At 57.3% G+C, this 17,337-nt stretch carries 17 protein-coding genes and 1 pseudogene; 15 read left to right on the top strand and 3 right to left on the bottom strand.

Annotated elements, in window-relative coordinates; translation table 11 throughout:
* Nucleotides 1–108 precede the first annotated feature (108 nt).
* Entirely contained in the window at nt 109–699 is a 591-nt protein-coding gene (locus AC0L7S_RS03275) for a histidine phosphatase family protein (protein WP_473473057.1), read from the top strand.
* Between the two features lie 23 nt (nt 700–722).
* Here AC0L7S_RS03275 and AC0L7S_RS03270 read toward each other — a convergent pair whose 3' ends face one another.
* Complete coding sequence (locus AC0L7S_RS03270) at nt 723–986, bottom strand: DUF1344 domain-containing protein (protein ID WP_473473056.1); 264 nt, start codon at nt 984–986, stop codon at nt 723–725.
* A gap of 202 nt (nt 987–1,188) precedes the next feature.
* On the opposite strand from AC0L7S_RS03270, the gene aroC reads away from it, so the two are divergent.
* The 12 genes from aroC (at nt 1,189) to AC0L7S_RS03210 (ending at nt 12,296) form a co-directional block, all read left to right on the top strand.
* Entirely contained in the window at nt 1,189–2,289 is a 1,101-nt protein-coding gene (gene aroC / locus AC0L7S_RS03265; protein WP_473473055.1) for a chorismate synthase, read from the top strand.
* A 38-nt stretch (nt 2,290–2,327) separates the two neighbouring features.
* Nucleotides 2,328–3,428, top strand: a complete 1,101-nt coding sequence (ribB, locus tag AC0L7S_RS03260; protein WP_473473054.1) for a 3,4-dihydroxy-2-butanone-4-phosphate synthase — start codon at nt 2,328–2,330, stop codon at nt 3,426–3,428.
* Between the two features lie 100 nt (nt 3,429–3,528).
* Entirely contained in the window at nt 3,529–4,494 is a 966-nt protein-coding gene (locus AC0L7S_RS03255; RefSeq protein ID WP_473474153.1) for a hypothetical protein, read from the top strand.
* A gap of 87 nt (nt 4,495–4,581) precedes the next feature.
* Nucleotides 4,582–5,508, top strand: coding sequence for a histone deacetylase family protein (locus AC0L7S_RS03250; protein WP_473473053.1), 927 nt, complete (start codon nt 4,582–4,584; stop codon nt 5,506–5,508).
* Between the two features lie 2 nt (nt 5,509–5,510).
* Complete coding sequence (locus AC0L7S_RS03245) at nt 5,511–5,762, top strand: exodeoxyribonuclease VII small subunit (RefSeq protein WP_473473052.1); 252 nt, start codon at nt 5,511–5,513, stop codon at nt 5,760–5,762.
* 111 nt (nt 5,763–5,873) lie between these two features.
* Nucleotides 5,874–6,794, top strand: coding sequence for a pirin family protein (locus tag AC0L7S_RS03240; protein ID WP_473473051.1), 921 nt, complete (start codon nt 5,874–5,876; stop codon nt 6,792–6,794).
* A gap of 78 nt (nt 6,795–6,872) precedes the next feature.
* On the top strand, nt 6,873–8,786 hold the full coding sequence (gene dxs / locus AC0L7S_RS03235; protein ID WP_473473050.1) for a 1-deoxy-D-xylulose-5-phosphate synthase: 1,914 nt from the start codon (nt 6,873–6,875) through the stop codon (nt 8,784–8,786).
* Between the two features lie 170 nt (nt 8,787–8,956).
* On the top strand, nt 8,957–9,253 hold the full coding sequence (locus AC0L7S_RS03230) for a hypothetical protein (RefSeq protein WP_473473049.1): 297 nt from the start codon (nt 8,957–8,959) through the stop codon (nt 9,251–9,253).
* A 41-nt stretch (nt 9,254–9,294) separates the two neighbouring features.
* Nucleotides 9,295–10,074 (top strand): TlyA family RNA methyltransferase, encoded by a 780-nt coding sequence (locus tag AC0L7S_RS03225; RefSeq protein ID WP_473473048.1) that lies wholly within the window; start codon nt 9,295–9,297, stop codon nt 10,072–10,074.
* Nucleotides 10,071–11,312 (top strand): class I SAM-dependent RNA methyltransferase, encoded by a 1,242-nt coding sequence (locus AC0L7S_RS03220; RefSeq protein ID WP_473473047.1) that lies wholly within the window; start codon nt 10,071–10,073, stop codon nt 11,310–11,312. The genes AC0L7S_RS03225 and AC0L7S_RS03220 overlap by 4 nt, the downstream gene beginning before the upstream one ends.
* Before the next feature lie 89 nt (nt 11,313–11,401).
* Nucleotides 11,402–11,791 (top strand): antitoxin Xre/MbcA/ParS toxin-binding domain-containing protein, encoded by a 390-nt coding sequence (locus tag AC0L7S_RS03215; RefSeq protein WP_473473046.1) that lies wholly within the window; start codon nt 11,402–11,404, stop codon nt 11,789–11,791.
* Nucleotides 11,784–12,296 carry an RES family NAD+ phosphorylase gene (locus tag AC0L7S_RS03210; protein WP_473473044.1) on the top strand — a complete coding sequence of 171 codons (513 nt, stop codon included), beginning with the start codon at nt 11,784–11,786 and terminating at the stop codon, nt 12,294–12,296. The genes AC0L7S_RS03215 and AC0L7S_RS03210 overlap by 8 nt, the downstream gene beginning before the upstream one ends.
* A gap of 34 nt (nt 12,297–12,330) precedes the next feature.
* Here the strand turns inward: AC0L7S_RS03210 and tldD are convergent.
* Nucleotides 12,331–13,742: pseudogene (gene tldD / locus AC0L7S_RS03205) on the bottom strand (metalloprotease TldD).
* Nucleotides 13,743–13,822: 80 nt separating this feature from the next.
* On the bottom strand, nt 13,823–14,341 hold the full coding sequence (locus AC0L7S_RS03200; protein WP_473473042.1) for an invasion associated locus B family protein: 519 nt from the start codon (nt 14,339–14,341) through the stop codon (nt 13,823–13,825).
* 385 nt (nt 14,342–14,726) lie between these two features.
* Here AC0L7S_RS03200 and coxB point away from each other — a divergent pair, with 385 nt between their 5' ends.
* Together coxB and ctaD are read left to right on the top strand one after the other, a co-directional pair.
* The gene (coxB, locus tag AC0L7S_RS03195) at nt 14,727–15,596 is read left to right on the top strand and encodes a cytochrome c oxidase subunit II (protein ID WP_473473041.1); all 870 of its coding nucleotides are present in this window, start codon (nt 14,727–14,729) and stop codon (nt 15,594–15,596) included.
* 37 nt (nt 15,597–15,633) lie between these two features.
* Complete coding sequence (ctaD, locus tag AC0L7S_RS03190) at nt 15,634–17,280, top strand: cytochrome c oxidase subunit I (protein WP_473473040.1); 1,647 nt, start codon at nt 15,634–15,636, stop codon at nt 17,278–17,280.
* Nucleotides 17,281–17,337: the final 57 nt, after the last annotated feature.

Here is a 17,337-nt window from a genome sequence, read left to right as displayed (position 1 = left end):
TCAGTGATTCTATCAAAGACTGAGCCGCTCCATAACTAGGTTCGTTGCGCAAATTTGCGCTGACTTTTCCAACAGATGCCGGCTTTTGCTGAAGGACGTTCGTTCGCCATGTCTCCGCTTGTCTATATCTTGCGCCACGGCCAAACCGAGTGGAATGCTGAAGAACGCTTGCAGGGACAGGCCGACATCGACCTGAATGCGCTCGGCTGCGAGGAAGCGAGCCGCAACGGGCAGCATCTGGCCCAGCTTATCGACAATCCCGATGCCTTCGATTTTGTCGCAAGCCCGATGGTGCGCACGCGCCACACCATGCAACGCGTGCGCGTTGCGATGGGTCTTGATGCTGACGGCTATCGCACCGATCCCCGGTTGGTGGAAATGAATTTCGGCGAGTGGCAAGGCTACACGATCGAAGAGCTTGAAGCGCGCCATCCGGGCTCGACGCGCGGGCGCGGGTTGGACAAATGGGATTTTCAGCCACCGGGAGAAGGTGCGGAAAGTTATCAGATGCTGCTTGAGCGCATCAGGCCATGGTTCGAATCGCTGCAAGTCCCGACAGTATGCGTTACCCATGGTGGCGTTATTCGCGCCCTGTTTCGACTGGTGGAAAAAGTCGAGAAGGCTGAGGCGGCCTCAATCGGCACGCCCCAGGATCGCATTCTCAGGCTGGCGGATGGCCACCTTCAGTGGCTCGAATAAAAGTTCGTGCCGTGCGGTCTCGGTTATTCCGAGATTTCCATGTCGGTAATCACGTTTTCGCCGTTGGTAACGTCATAGGCGATGACGATGTCCATGCCCGGCTTCAGCGCATCGACGTCCATTTCCGCATTAAGCTTGTATGATGCGCCATCATCCAGCGTGAGCGTCATCGTATCCTTGTCGACTTTCTCGATATGCCCTTCCGTTTGTTCGGCAAGGGCGGACGTCGAAATGAACAGGAATGCGGCAAGCGCACATGGAAGGGTACGCCCGATCAGGGTATGCATTGTCGACCTCATATTTCGTTGTACCCGAAGCGGCTTCGCGCCGGGCAAGTGTGGAGCGAAACGAAAAGAGCAGAAACCAGCCCATTGTGTCAAAGCTTAGACAGACCGATCACAGGCCGATCATAGTTTGACCCTTGCAAAAAACGCCAATAGAAGGCTGGCTTGAACCGGTTGCTTGCCGGCAGGGCAGGGCTTCAGCGAAATGTCTCATAATACCTTCGGCCATCTTTTCCGTGTGACCACCTGGGGCGAAAGCCACGGTGCAGCGCTTGGCTGCGTCGTCGATGGCTGCCCGCCCGGCATTCGCTTCACGCAGGCGGAAATTCAGGCCGAACTGGACAAGCGCCGTCCTGGCCAATCGCGCTTCGTCACCCAGCGTCGCGAGCCAGACGAGGTCAAGATACTCTCAGGTTTCATCGTTGATGATGACGGAAAAACCCTTGTCACCACCGGTACACCGGTTTCAATGATGGTTGAAAATGTTGACCAGCGCTCGAAAGATTATGGCGAAATTGCCCGGCAATATCGGCCGGGTCATGCCGATTATACTTATGAGACGAAATATGGACTGCGCGATCATCGCGGCGGCGGGCGTTCCTCTGCCCGCGAAACTGCAGCGCGTGTGGCCGCAGGCGCATTGGCGCGAAAAATTGTGCCCGGCATGGTCGTACGTGGTGCGCTCGTCTCGATGGGGCAAAAAGCCATCGACCGAGCCAACTGGAACTGGAATTTCGTTGGCGAGGCTGAAAATCCATTCTTTACGCCGGACCCCGCGTCGGTCCCCATATTCGCTGATTATCTCGACGCTATCCGCAAGGCGGGCTCTTCCGTTGGTGCCGTCATCGAAATCGTCGCCGATGGTGTTCCAGCCGGCCTTGGCGCGCCCGTATATGCCAAGCTCGATCAGGATATTGCGTCCGGCCTCATGTCGATCAATGCCGTCAAAGGTGTGGAAATCGGCGATGGTTTTGAAGCCGCCCGCATAACCGGTGAACAAAATGCCGACGAAATGCGCGTGGGTAACGATGGCAAGCCCGTCTTTCTTGCCAACCATGCTGGTGGCATTCTCGGTGGCATCTCGACCGGACAGCCAATTGTGGCGCGTTTCGCCGTCAAGCCGACATCTTCGATCCTGACGCCGCGCAAGTCCATCGACAAGGATGGCCGCGATGTCGATGTGCAGACCAAGGGGCGTCACGATCCGTGTGTCGGCATTCGTGCGGTTCCGATCGGTGAGGCCATGGTTGCCTGTGCTATAGCCGACCATTACCTGCGTCATCGCGGCCAGACCGGACGCATTTGATCGCCCCCATCCGCAGTTTCAACTGGAAGCCAGACCAAATGTCCTATGACCAGAAGCAGATCGTTGATGCATTGCGCGCTTTCGAGCGCGGCGAAATCGTTGTGGTGATGGATGATGACGGGCGCGAAAACGAGGGCGATCTCATTGTTGCGGCTGTGCATTGCACGCCGGAAAAAATGGCGTTCATCGTGCGTCACACTTCGGGCATTGTCTGTGCGCCAATGCCGCGGGAGGAGGCAAAGCGACTCAATCTAACGCCGATGGTTGCCGACAATGATTCGGCGCACACCACGGCATTCACGGTCAGCGTCGACTTCAAACATGGCACCACGACCGGCATTTCGGCTGACGACCGGACACTGACAGTGCGAAATCTTGCCAATGGCAATGTCGGCGGTTCTGATTTCGTTCGCCCCGGACATGTCTTCCCGTTGATCGCGCGCGAAGGCGGTGTGCTCATGCGCTCGGGCCACACGGAAGCGGCGGTTGATCTGTGCAAGCTTGCCGACCTGCCGCCCATCGGCGTGATCTCGGAACTGGTCAATGATGACGGGACGGTCAAGCGCGGCCCCCAGGTTGCGGCGTTTGCCAGGGAACATGGTCTACGGCAGGTTTCGGTTGCCGATCTCATTGCCTATCGCCAGCGGCAGGAAACGCTGGTTGAACGCATTGCCAGCTCGCAAATTGATACGCCGGGCGGCAAAGCCACAATCCACACTTACACATTGCCTTGGGACGTCATGCAGCATCTGGCTGTTGTCTTCGGTGATATTCGCGACGGCGAGAACGTGCCGGTGCGCCTGCATCCCGAAGATGTCGTGACGGACGTGTTCGGCACCGACCATCGGCTGGATGCGATCATGCGTGAAATGGGCGAGCGACAGCGCGGCGTCATTGTATATCTGCGTGAAGGCTCGGTCGGCGTTGCCCATCAGGAAAGAAAGCGCCCCGCATCCGGTGAACGCGAAGAACATGACGAAGCCCGGCGCCGCGAAAATGAATGGCGTGAAATCGGCCTTGGCGCCCAAATCCTCAAGGATCTTGGCATTTCTTCGATCAACCTTATCTCGTCGCGCGAGCGTCACTATGTCGGACTGGAAGGCTTTGGTATCAAGATCGCCAATACCGAGATTCTCTAAGGCAATTCCGGGAAAAAGACTGTGTGGGCCAGTCGAGGGCAATTGACCATCCAGCGCCTTGCAATCATCCTCAGTCCGCCTGTGAGGGGAGATTCGGATGATGTGGGATTTCAGCATCGGCAAGTCGTTGTCGATCATGATGCGGACATGGCCCTTCATCGTCTTTCGCATGATCGTCTATTTCGCCATTACCCTAGCCTACATCGCCGCGACCGGTGCCGGCGCAGGCGTGGGTTACGGTGTAGGGCACATATCGACAGACCCCGGTAGCCCAGCTTCTTTTGCGGTGTGGGGCGGTGTTGTCGGCTTCGGCCTCGTCTCGATTGTTGTCTACTGGATCCGCGAATACATTCTCTATGTCGTCAAGGCGGGGCACATCGCCGTCATGGTGCATCTCATCGACGGTCGTGAAATTCCCGGCGGGCAGGATCAGATCACCTATGCCAAAGACGTCGTGACGCAGCGTTTCGCCGAGGCCAATATCCTTTTCGTTGTCGATCAACTGGTAAAGGGCGCAATTCGGGCAATCACCGGCCTGATTGGCGGCATAGCGGCATTCCTGCCCGTTCCCGGACTTGCCGGACTGGTGAAGTTCGTCAACTCCGTGATCCGGTTGTCATTGACCTATGTTGATGAAATTATCCTCGGCTATAATATCCGCATGGATGCGGCTTCGCCCTTCGAGAATGCACGCCAGGGCGTCGTGCTTTATGCGCAAAACGGCAAGGTCATGGTCAAGAATGCCATATGGCTCGCGCTCATCATGTGGGGCGTTTCGTTTCTTGTCTTCCTGTTCATGATCGCACCTGCGGGCGCGGTTCTTTATTTCATGCCGGGCCAGTTTGGCGGCTGGGCATTTGCCTTGGCCATTGTCTTTGCTTGGGCGCTCAAGGCGGCATTGATCGAGCCATTTGCCATTGCTTCGCTCATGCAGGTCTATTTCAAAACCATCGAAGGTCAGGTTCCCGATCCCGAATGGGATCGCAAATTGGCCGAAGTCTCGTCCAAATTCCGCGACCTGAAGGACAAGGCGCTTGGTTCAATGGGCGGCGCGCGGCCGGCGTAATGGTCCCGAACCGTGGATTCTGTTGATCATTGCCTGAGACAAGAGTGAAAACATGGCCAAACAGGTCATGCGCGCCTATATCGGGTTATGACCACCCGCCTTTATACCCATCCGATTTATCTTGAACATATCACCCCGCCCGGTCATCCCGAACGCCCGGATCGCTTGCGCGCTGTCGAGCGTATGCTCGATGATGAAGCCTTCGCCGCACTGGATCGCGTCCAGGCACCTGAAGGCGACGAGGCAACTATTCTTTATGCGCATCCGGCTGAGTTCGTTGAACGTGTTCGAAATGGAATTCCCGATACCGGCATTGCCCGCATAGATGCCGATACCACGGCCAGCCCGAAAAGCTGGCAGGCTTCCCTGACCGCGATTGGCGCGGCAAACGCCGCGGTTGACGATGTTTTTGAAGGTCATGCCGATAATGTATTCGTGGCCTCGCGGCCACCGGGGCACCACGCAGAAAAAACAACGGCGATGGGCTTTTGCCTCTTCAACAATGCCGCAATCGCGGCGCGTCACGCACAAACCAGACATGGCGTCGAGCGCGTTGCAATCGTCGATTGGGACGTCCATCACGGCAATGGCACGCAAGACATCTTTTTTGACGATCCTTCCGTTCTTTATTGCTCGACGCATCAGATGCCGCTTTATCCGGGCACGGGTGCCAAGGATGAGGTCGGAACGGGAAATATCGTCAACGCGCCTTTGGCACCGCAGACCGGATCTGATCTGTTTCGCGAGGCTTTCCGCTCGCGGGTTTTGCCAGCACTTGATGCGTTTGCGCCGGATCTGATTATCATATCGGCTGGTTTTGATGCCCATCACCTTGATCCGCTTGCCGAGATCAATCTTACCGAAGATGATTTTGACTGGGCGACAGCCGAGTTGCTGGACCGGGCATCGCGCCATTGTGACAACCGGCTCGTCAGCCTGCTGGAAGGCGGTTACGATCTGCAGGGATTGGCATTCTCGGTTGCGGCTCATGTCGCACGCTTGATGAAGGGATAAGCATGGCTGACGAAGCAAATGACGACGTCAAGGTAATGAGCTTTGAACAGGCGCTCGAAGCGCTGGAGAAAATCGTCGAGGATTTGGAGCGTGGCGATGTAGCGCTCGACCAGTCGATCCGCATTTATGAACGCGGCGAAGCGTTGAAGGCCCATTGCGACAAGCTGTTGAAGATGGCCGAGGACAAGGTGGAGAAAATTCGCCTGTCGCGCGATGGCAAACCTGTGGGAACCGAGCCTCTCGACGCAGAATAGAACGTGGTCCGATCTGCACTTTAATGAACGGTTCGTCGCTTTATCGCGTCTTTCCTGAACGGGATGATCTGGGTAGGCTAAAATTTATCTTTTCAAGCAAGGTGTCTGGCCATGAGCTTTTTCCCCGGAAACGATCCTGATATCGGCGATCAATTTGCGTGCGACCAGATCGAACTCATGGTCGTTCCCAATGCACGCGACATAGATGGCTTTCAGGTGCGCCGCGCCTTGCCGACGGCCAAGCGCAGGCTGGTCGGGCCTTTCATCTTCTTCGACAGGATGGGGCCTGCGATCCTTCGGGCCGGTAAGGCGCTAGATGTGCGTCCCCATCCGCATATCGGTCTTTCAACGGTGACCTATCTGTTCGACGGCAAGATCAGGCACCGCGATTCGCTCGGCACCGAAATGGTAATCAAGCCTGGAGACGTGAATTTGATGACCGCAGGGCGGGGCATCGTCCATTCCGAGCGCACGCCTGAAGAACTTCGCGGCGCGCCGATGTCCGTATCCGGGTTGCAGACCTGGCTTGCTTTGCCAGATAGCAAGGAAGAGATAACGCCGGTTTTTGAAAATACCGCCAGTGCCACGCTGCCGCAATTCGATGCCGACGGGGTTAGCGGTCGCGTTGTTATTGGCGCATTTTCGGGGCTGAACTCTCCCGTCAAGGCGACATCGGAAACGCTTTATGCCGACATCCGGCTGGCCCCCGGTGCCAAGGTAAAAATTCCCGGCGACGCAGAAGAGCGTGCGATCTATACGCTGGACGGCGAGGTGTCGATCTCCGGGGACCGCTTCCCGGCCGAGCGCCTTTTGGTGTTCAAGCCGGGCGATGAAATCGTCATCAGTTCGGAACACGGTGCCCATTTCATGCTGTTTGGTGGCGCGTCACTTGGCTCGAATCGCTACATCTGGTGGAACTTCGTATCATCTTCGAAGGAGCGCATCGAACAGGCCAAGCAGGAATGGAAAACCGGCAAATTTGATATCGTTCCCGGCGATGAGGAAGAGTTCATCCCTTTGCCTGAGGGTTGATGGCGCTCGCGCATTTACATTCCCGCTTCGCCAGCCTATCCCGCTTCGTAAGCAACAAGAACGGATAGGGCGCATCAATTGACCGCGAAACCCGATACCCCCTTGCTGGACAAGGCAGGCGTCTCTGCCGAATTGCGGGCATTGCCTGAGAGCGATTTGCCGCAACTGGCCTCGGAATTACGCGCGGAACTCATCGACGTCGTTTCCCAGACCGGCGGGCATCTGGGTGCCGGCCTTGGTGTCGTCGAATTGACGGTTGCTCTACACTACGTTTTCAATACGCCGGAGGATCGCCTGATCTGGGACGTTGGACACCAGACCTATCCGCACAAAATCCTGACGGGCCGCCGCGACCGTATTCGTACCTTGAGACAGGAGGGCGGGCTTTCCGGTTTTACCAAGCGCGAAGAGAGTGAATATGATCCGTTCGGCGCGGCGCACTCTTCCACGTCGATCTCGTCCGGTCTTGGCATGGCGGTGGCGCGTGACCTGTCGGGGGGCAAAAACAATGTGATCGCCGTCATTGGCGATGGCGCGTTGTCGGCAGGAATGGCTTACGAGGCATTGAACAATGCGGGCGCGCTCGATTCGCGCCTTATTGTCATCTTGAACGACAACGACATGTCGATTGCCCCGCCGACCGGCGCGATGAGTGCCTATCTGGCGCGTCTGGCATCCGGGCGAACCTATCAGGGGTTTCGCGAACTCGGCAAGAAACTGACCGCCTATCTCGGCAAACGCGCTGATCGCGCCATCACCCGTGCAGTGGAACATGCACGCGGCTATGTCACGGGCGGAACGCTGTTCGAGGAGATGGGCTTTTTCCACATCGGCCCCATTGACGGCCACAATCTGGAACATCTCGTTCCGGTGCTAAAGAATGTCCGCGATCATGGCGATGGACCGGTGCTGATCCATGTCGTGACGCAAAAGGGCAAGGGCTATGCGCCAGCCGAAGCCGCCGCCGACAAGTATCACGGCGTCAACCGCTTCGATGTCATCACCGGCGCTCAGGCCAAGGCACCGGCCAACGCGCCGGGCTATACCAAGGTGTTTGCCCAGGCACTGGTTCAGGAAGCCCATGAGGATGATCGCATCGTCGCCATTACGGCAGCAATGCCCGGTGGCACCGGCCTTGACCTGTTTGGCGAGGTCTTTCCATCGAGAACTTTCGATGTCGGCATTGCCGAGCAGCACGCGGTGACCTTTGCCGCCGGTCTTGCGACGGAGGGCTACAAACCTTTCGCCGCCATTTACTCGACCTTTCTGCAACGCGCCTACGATCAGGTCGTGCATGATGTGGCGATCCAGAAATTGCCGGTCCGCTTCCCCATTGATCGCGCCGGTTTTGTCGGAGCCGACGGGGCAACGCATTGCGGTGCCTTCGATACGACATTTCTGGCCTCGCTACCCGGCTTCGTGGTCATGGCTCCGTCCGATGAGGCGGAGTTGAAACATATGCTGCGCACCGCCGTCGCCTATGATGAAGGGCCGATATCCTTCCGCTATCCGCGTGGCAATGGCGTTGGCGTTGACATGCCCGAACGCGGTTCGGTGCTGGAAATCGGCAAGGGCCGGATCGTCAGGGAAGGCACCAGGGTCGCACTTCTGTCATTTGGCACGCGGCTTCATGATTGCATTCTCGCAGCCGAGGAACTGGGTGCGGCAGGTCTGTCGACCACCGTGGCCGACGCCCGCTTTGCCAAGCCGTTGGATCAGGATCTGGTACGCCGACTGGCAAGGTCGCACGACATTCTGGTGACCGTTGAAGAAGGCGCAATCGGCGGTTTCGCAAGCCATGTCCTGCACTTCCTTGCTCACGATGGCTTGCTTGAAACCGGCCTGAAAGTGCGGCCGCTGGTGCTGCCCGACGCCTTTGTCGATCAAGCCAAGCTGGAAAAGATGCACGCCGATGCGGGCCTTGATTCAGCAGGCATCGTGCGCACCGTTTTTGCAGCCCTCGGGCGTGAAACTGGTGTCCAGCGCGCCTGACCCATTTAGGCATTTGCTTGATTCAGTTTATCAACTTCTTGAATCAGTCTGCTTGCTGATCAACATAACATCTTGTTTACGCTGATTTTTGACGTTCTGCTTACCCTCTCCCTTGGGCTTTTTTCAAGGCCGCCTTGTTAAACAATCCCCGAACGGGGAGATGGCGGGCAGTGAAGACGATCCTATGCGCAGCGGCATGTCTGTTCGCCGTTGCGACAACGCATTCAAGCGCCGAAATGCGCTATGACCGCAAACTGGAAAAGGCGGTCATGAATATTGTCGCGGGCAAAATCGGCGACATACGCGGTGGCTTTTCCTACAAGCTGTCGCCGAAAATGGTGATCGTGAGAAGTCATGCGTTGCCGCTCGTCAGGCCATCCGCGAACCCGCAAGATGAAGCCGACGGCATTGTCACGAGCGAGGCCGAACCGACGAACAAACGCGGTAGCTCTTCCTTCGCCTATTGACGGCGCTTGCTATCGGCGCCGGCTTTCGTCAATGAAGGCCGATGAAATCCCCTTCGCCAGCCAGCCCATACCAGCGCGCCCCACGCCAGCGACTTGACGAACTGCTCGTCAGCCGGGGCTTGTTTGCCAGCCGGTCGCGTGCCCGTGATGCGATTGAGCGAAACACTGTGACAGTGGACGCTCAGCCTGTGCACAAGGCAGGCCAAGGCGTTTCGCCTGATGCGATCATCAGCGTCGATGATCCGGCGCGTGCCTATGTCTCGCGTGCCGCATTGAAATTGCTTGCAGGGCTGGAGCGTTTCGACCTCGATCCATCCGGTTGCGAAGTCCTCGATATTGGCGCATCGACGGGTGGCTTCACGCAGGTGTTGCTGGAGCGCGCCGCCGTCCATGTCATCGCCATCGACGTTGGCCACGGCCAGATGCACGAGAAAATCCGCGATGATCGTCGCGTGACATCTCTGGAAGGGTTGAATGCCCGCGATCTTTCTGCTGCCGATCTTGGCGGACATATGCCTGATTTTATCGTCTCGGATGTCAGCTTCATTTCGCTGAAATTGGCGATGCCGCCAGCATTGGAACTGGCAAAACCGGGTGCGCGCGCTTTATTGCTGGTCAAGCCGCAATTCGAGGCTGGGAAAGCGGCAATTGGCAAGGGTGGCCTTTTGAAAGACCCGTCCGATGGCGAGCGCGTTGCGGGCGAATTGCTGGCATGGTTGGGAAGCCTTCCCGGTTGGCGCGCCCTTGGCCTTCACCCTTCGCCAATCGAAGGCGGCGACGGCAACCGCGAATTCCTGCTTGGAGGAATCAAGGACCAATGAGCATACGTTTTGAGATTCAAAAACTTGGCGCACAGGGCGATGGTGTCGCCGAGACGGAAAACGGGCAGGTTTTCATACCCTTCACATTGCCCGGTGAGGCGGTAAACGCCGCGCGTCAGCGTGATCGCGCAACCTTGATGGCCGTATTGGAAACCTCGCCTTTAAGAGTTGAACCGGCCTGCCGTCATTTCACGGAATGCGGCGGCTGCGCCCTCCAGCACTTCGACCTGAATGCCTACCATCAGTGGAAACGCGACAAAATTGTGCACACCCTGACCGGTTTTGGCATCGACTGCGAGGTCGCAGACCTGTTTGCCTGCGAACCGCAGACACGGCGGCGCGCAACACTGACGGCACGGCGAACCGATGCAGGAATATTGCTCGGGTTCAACCGTCATCAGTCGTCGGAAATCGTTCCATTGAGCGAGTGTCCTGTCCTGCTGCCGGAAATCGTTGCTCGCTTCGACACACTTCGCGCGCTTGCGGGCTTGATCTGCGCAACCAGAAAATCATTCCGTTTGACCGTGACGGCAACCGAGACCGGCCTTGACGTGGCAGCCTATGAGTCGGGGAAGATGGACGACAAGCAGCGCCATGCCGCCTCCGATTTCGCCATTCGCGAAGGTCTGGCGCGGGTGTCGGTTGACGGCGAAATCGTGATCGAACCCAAAAAGCCGGTCGTGAGGTTTGGCTCCGTAGCCGTGACCATTCCGCCCGGCTCCTTTCTTCAGGCTACCGAGGCCGCGGAAGAGGCGATGACAAGCCTTGTCACAGGGCATTTGAGACGGGCGAAAAGAGTAGCAGACCTGTTTGCGGGCTGCGGCAGCTTCGCGCTTCGTTTGGCCGGGCAATCGGAAATCCACGCGGTAGAATCGGATACGGGGGCACTCTCGGCACTCGACCGCGCGTTTCGCTTCGGCGATGGGTTGAAAAAGGTAACAAATGAACGCCGTGATCTGTTTCGACGTCCATTGACCTTCAAGGAGTTGAATGCGTTCGATGGCGTGGTGTTCGATCCGCCTCGCGCTGGTGCGGAAGACCAGTCGAAACAGATTGCGCGCTCCGATGTTCCCCTCATTGCTGCCGTGTCGTGCAACCCGGTAACACTGGCGCGCGACCTGCGCATCCTGATCGATGGCGGCTATAGCTTGAAAAGCGTTACGCCAATCGACCAGTTCCTCTGGTCGCCGCATGTTGAAGCCGTGGCACTGCTGGAAAAGCCTAAAAGGAGGCGATGAGGATAACTCGATCGTCAATATGCTTGAATTGAGCATAAAATGCGCATATATTGCGCAAGATAATACCAATTTATGCACGGAGACTGGTTATGACAGCGATGGCTCTTGAAGCTTCGGCCTTGCGGTTCGGCGATGACCAGATGCCGTTCCTGTCTGCGCGGCGGGTTGCCGAGGTGCTTGGCGTTAATTTGACCGAGCTTGCGGGGCTGATCGGCGTGGCCCGCAATACGCTTGCTGCGAAAGCCGGCGCGCGTAAGGTTGACGCGGCGCTGAGCCCGGTCGTGCGCATTTTGGCAATGGCTGGCGAGATGACCGGGGCTGGCGAGATGACCGGTGACGCATCGCGCGCGGCAATCTGGTTCAAGCACCAGCCGATTCCGGGATGGGCGGGCAAAACCGCCTACGATCTTGTCGGCCAAGGCAAGGCTGACAAGGTTCTCGCTTATCTGGAGGCTGTTCGCTCCGGCGTATATGCCTGAGACATCGAAAAAATTCCGCTTGTGGCGCGCATTCGTACCGCAATGGGGGCATTTGCCACTGTCGGGCGAGGGCGCTGCCCGTTTCGGCGGGCGCTGGAACCCAAAGGGCGTGCCCACCATCTATGCCGCGCTGGAAATGTCGACGGCATGGGCCGAGTACAATCAGGGTTTTGTCCAGCACCCGGCACTGATTGCACAACTTGAACTGTCAGGCGCGCGCTTGGCCGATCTGCGTGACGATGCAACACTTTCCGCCATTGGAACGAGCGAGAAAATTCATCTCTGCGAGTGGCGCGATATGCTGGATCGCGGAGCCAGGCCGCCAACTTATCGGTTGATGCGGCAATTGCTCAAGCAAGGATGGCATGGCGTCATCTATCCCTCAGCCATGTCGTCTGGTGGAAATTGCGTGGCATTGTGGCGCTGGAACGACAAAAGTGGCGTGCACCTCAAAGTGATTGATCCCGAACACCGTTTGCCCAAAAATCAGGCTTCGTGGCTGTAGGCGATTTCAGGAAAAGTGTGACGGTTCAGGTTCTTCAGACCTGCGTACCGCCCACGGTCATCTGATTCATCCGCAGATGCGGCTGCCCGACGCCGACTGGCACGCCTTGCCCCGCCTTGCCGCACATGCCGATACCGGTGTCGAGTTTCATATCGTTGCCGATCATCGACACACGATGCATGGCGTCAGGGCCATTGCCGATCAGCATCGCGCCTTTGATCGGTTGGGTCACTTTGCCATTTTCGATCATGTAGGCTTCGGTGCAGCCGAAAACGAACTTGCCGCTGGTGATATCGACCTGACCGCCGCCAAATGACACGGCATAGATGCCCTTCTTGACCGAGCCGATGATTTCCTCCGGCTCCATTTCGCCAGCCGTCATATATGTGTTGGTCATGCGCGGCATGGGTTCATGTGCATAGGATTGGCGCCGGCCATTGCCTGTCGCATTCATGCCCATCAGCCGTGCATTTTGCCGATCTTGCATGTAGCCGACCAGTTTGCCATCCTCGATCAACACGGTGCGGTTTGTTGGCGTGCCTTCATCGTCGACCGTCAGCGACCCGCGCCGCTCGGTCATCGTTCCATCATCGACGACCGTTACCCCTTTTGCGGCGACCTGTTGGCCCATAAGCCCAGCAAAGGCGGATGTCTTTTTCGGTTGAAGTCACCTTCTAGCCCATGCCCGACAGCTTCATGAAGCATCACGCCCGGCCAGCCACTTGAAAGCACAATGTCGAACGTGCCGGCTGGCGCGGGAATAGCCTCAAGGTTGACGAGAGCCTGGCGAAGCGCCTCCTTGGCCGCGTGGTGCCAGCTTTCTTCAATCAGGAAATCGCCGAACCCGGTGCGTCCTCCCATGCCGTAGGAACCGCTTTCCTGCCGGTCCCCGTCACCAACGATCACCGAAACACTCATCCGCACCAGTGGCCGGACATCACGCACCACCTGCCCATCGGCACGTAAAATCTCGATATGCTGCCATGACGAGCCAAGCGATGCTGTAACCTGGCGAACACGCGGATCTTCGGCCCGCAACCACCCGTCGATTTCCTGCAACAGCTTGGCCTTGGCCTCGAAAGATGGCGAAGGGATCGGGTTTTCGTCGCTATAGAGGTGACGATTGGTGCGTGCAGGAGCCGCCGCCAGCGTTCCGGTATGGCCATCCTTCACCGCGGACACAGCACTTGCGGCGCGCATAAGCGAAGCTTCCGACAATTCGCTGGAATGCGCATAACCGCTTGCCTCACCGGCAACGGCGCGCAGCCCGAAACCCTGATCGGTGTTGAAATTGGCGGTTTTTAACCGTCCATTGTCGAACATCAGGGCTTCGCTCTCGCTATATTCGAGATATAATTCGCCGTCGTCTGCCCCGCGAAGCGTGTCGGCGACCACCTGCTTGATGCGATCATCGGAAATGTCGAATTGGCCGATCAGGCTGTTCATGGCGCGTCTGTCCTCATGCATTGCAATGCCTACCGATGTAGGCGTGACAGCTCCATTCGGCAATGCGGTGCACCAAAATCCTATTTGGGAAGGGCGGCAAAACCGTCGGCAAAGCCTTTGAGGTCAACCGGGATGCCGATGCCTTCTTCCGGGGTCTGGAAAATGATGAAGGTGGCCGAAGTGCCGCTCTTGAGCGTATCGAGCAGTGGCTTTTCCAAAATGACCTCGGCATAGCAGCCATCCTGGAAGCAACGCACGAAATAGGCGCGTCCGATATCTTTGCCGTCGACATTGAGTCCGAGCCCGTTCGGCAACAAGACACCCAGCGGTGCCAGAACGCGCAAAATCTCGGCCTTGTTGTCGGCGGTGCGCAAGACAACCACGGATAGCCCCATTTCAGGGCGATCTTCGGCAACGACATTTTGCATCATCACGCATTGCTCGGATGTAGCACCTGCCGGTGTGTCGCAAATAATCGACCACGCACCGTGAGTCGAACGAACGGTTCCGCTCGGCTGCGCCGCAAGCGCCGATCCTGCACACAATAAGGTGGCGAGAAAGATGACCTTCGCCAAGGCTCTCGAGACCCGAAAATTCATGACGGCTCCATTGCGAATCACTGCACTTTAAGCTGCGACAATGCCAAGTAAAAGCACGAGATCGCGCTCAATCGACTTCCAGTGCGGCAATAATGCGGTTTTTCCGCATCATTTCGCGATCTCAGCTGCTCGATCGCCGCCACTATGCCCATTTTGTCATTCTAGGCGGCCCATCCTTGTCGCTGATTCTTGGCTGATTTTGCCGCTCAAACGGCGAAAGATCGGCTGGCGCGCGCAAAAATGCCGCACGGCTACCTATCCTCCTTTCTTGCAGAGGGAAACAGAGTATGGTTTGAACCACCAATGAGATGTCCGGGATTCCCGTTCCGGCGTCTATTGGATATGCTTGCCGCGATATCTCGGCACAGGGGAGATGATGAGGGCGATGAGAAAATTCCTTGCAGGGAGCTTTGGCGCTGCCGCCACTTTGTTCGCCGGCGCATCCGCTCAGGCGGCGCAGCCAGCGGAATGGGAATATAATTTCCAGCCGGCTGCCACGGACATGATGCGTCAGATCACGTGGTTCGAGCACTATACATTGTGGTTCATCGTTCCGATCACGCTTCTGGTTCTGTTTCTGCTTGCCTATTGCATCATGAAATTCCGGGCGAGCGTAAATCCGACCGCCTCGCGCACCAGTCACAATACACTGATCGAGATCATCTGGACGGTCGGTCCGGTTCTCGTTCTCCTGTTCATTGCCATTCCATCGTTCCAGCTGCTGACGGCGCAATATACGATGCCTGAAGAGGCCAAGCTGACGGTAAAAGCGACCGCGAACCAGTGGAACTGGGACTATGAGTACGAAACCGACGATCCGCTTTCGTTCAATTCGGCTGTCCTTCATGACGACGATCGTGCCGATCTGGGCAAGGAAGATCGCGCCGTATATCCGCGACTGCTTGCCGTCGACAACGAGATGGTCGTGCCGGTCAACACCATGACCCGCGTTCTTGTTACCGCATCCGATGTGATTCACGCATTCGCCATGCCCTCCTTCGGCCTGAAGGTCGATGCTGTACCGGGTAGGACGAACGAGACGTGGTTCAAGGCTGAAAAAGAAGGGTTGTACTACGGACAGTGTTCCGAACTGTGCGGCCAGGACCATGCTTTCATGCCCATTGCTATCCGCGTCGTCTCCGAGGCGCAGTACAATGAATGGATGGCGCAAGCCAAGACGGACCTGCCCGGCGCCAACAAGGCGTTGATGGCTGAGGTCGATAGTTCAAACAAGGTGGCGCTCGCCGGCAATTGATGCCGCGAGTGCAGAAGATCAGGCAACGGAGCCGAACATGGCAGATGCAGCAACTCACGATGAACACAAGCCCTATCGTGGCTGGGTGCGTTGGGTCTATTCGACCAATCACAAGGATATCGGGACTCTTTATCTGATTTTCGCAATTTGTGCGGGTATCCTTGGCGGCTTTCTCTCCGTCATGATGCGCATGGAGCTTGCTGAGCCGGGAATTCAGATATTCACCGGTCTGGCTTCCATGGTTTACGGCTTCCAGGGCGACGCCGCGATTGATGGCGGCAAGAGCATGTACAACGCCTTCACCACGGCGCACGGCCTCATCATGATCTTCTTCATGGTCATGCCCGCGCTGATCGGAGGCTTCGCCAACTGGATGGTGCCGATCATGATCGGAGCGCCAGACATGGCGTTCCCGCGCATGAACAACATTTCGTTCTGGCTGTTGCCGCCTGCGCTTATCCTGCTCATCACCTCCGCTTTCGTGCCGAGCGCACCGGGCGCTTATGGTGTCGGTGGCGGTTGGACAATGTATCCGCCGCTTTCAACGTCGGGCCAGCCGGGGCCTGCCATGGATCTTGCAATTCTTGCTATCCATATTGCCGGTGTTTCGTCGATCCTTGGCGCGATCAATTTCATCACTACGATTTTCAACATGCGCGCACCCGGCATGACGCTGCACAAGATGCCGCTTTTTGCCTGGTCCGTGTTGATCACCGCTTTCCTGTTGCTGTTGTCTTTGCCCGTTCTGGCTGGCGGCATCACCATGCTTTTGACCGACCGAAATTTCGGCACGACCTTCTTCGTGCCTGATGGCGGTGGTGATCCGATCCTGTTCCAGCATCTGTTCTGGTTTTTCGGTCATCCTGAGGTTTATATTCTTATCCTGCCTGGCTTCGGCATCATCAGCCACATCATTTCCACCTTCTCCAAGAAGCCGGTCTTTGGTTATCTCGGGATGGCTTACGCCATGGTGGCAATCGGTGCCGTGGGCTTCGTCGTATGGGCCCATCACATGTTCACGACGGGCATTTCGCTCGACGCGCAGCGTTATTTCGCTTTCGCTACGATGGTGATCGCGGTTCCAACCGGCGTGAAAATCTTCTCTTGGGTTGCCACCATGTGGGGTGGTTCCATCAGCATGCGCACGCCAATGCTTTGGGCAATCGCCTTTGTCTTCCTGTTCACGGTTGGCGGCGTCACCGGCGTTCAGCTTGCCAATGCCGGCTTCGATCGTGCCGTGCATGACACCTATTATGTCGTCGCGCATTTCCATTACGTGATGTCGCTGGGCTCGGTGTTTGCGATCTTCGCGGGTTGGTATTACTGGTTCCCGAAGATGACCGGCTACATGTATTCGCCGTTCATCGCGCGCACCCATTTCTGGGTCACGTTCATCGGCGTCAACCTGATCTTCTTCCCGCAGCATTTCCTTGGCCTGTCGGGTATGCCACGCCGCTACATCGACTATCCTGACGCGTTTGCCGGCTGGAATATGGTGTCGTCATACGGTTCCTACATTTCCGCATTCGGCGTTTTGATATTCCTGGTGGGTGTATTCGAGGCATTCTCGAAAAAGCGCGTCGCCGGTGCCAATCCATGGGGCGAGGGTGCGACAACATTGGAATGGCAGCTGCCTTCGCCGCCGCCTTACCATCAGTGGGAAAAACTGCCGCACATCAAGTAAGCGCAAGCTGTCTTGAATTCGAGGACGCCGGTTCGCCGGCGTCTTCATCAAACAGAA

It is taken from the genome of Mesorhizobium sp. G2-6-1 (genome assembly GCF_055809095.1).
Note: the sequence above shows the minus strand (reverse complement) of the source record. Positions and strands in the feature narration are given on the sequence as shown.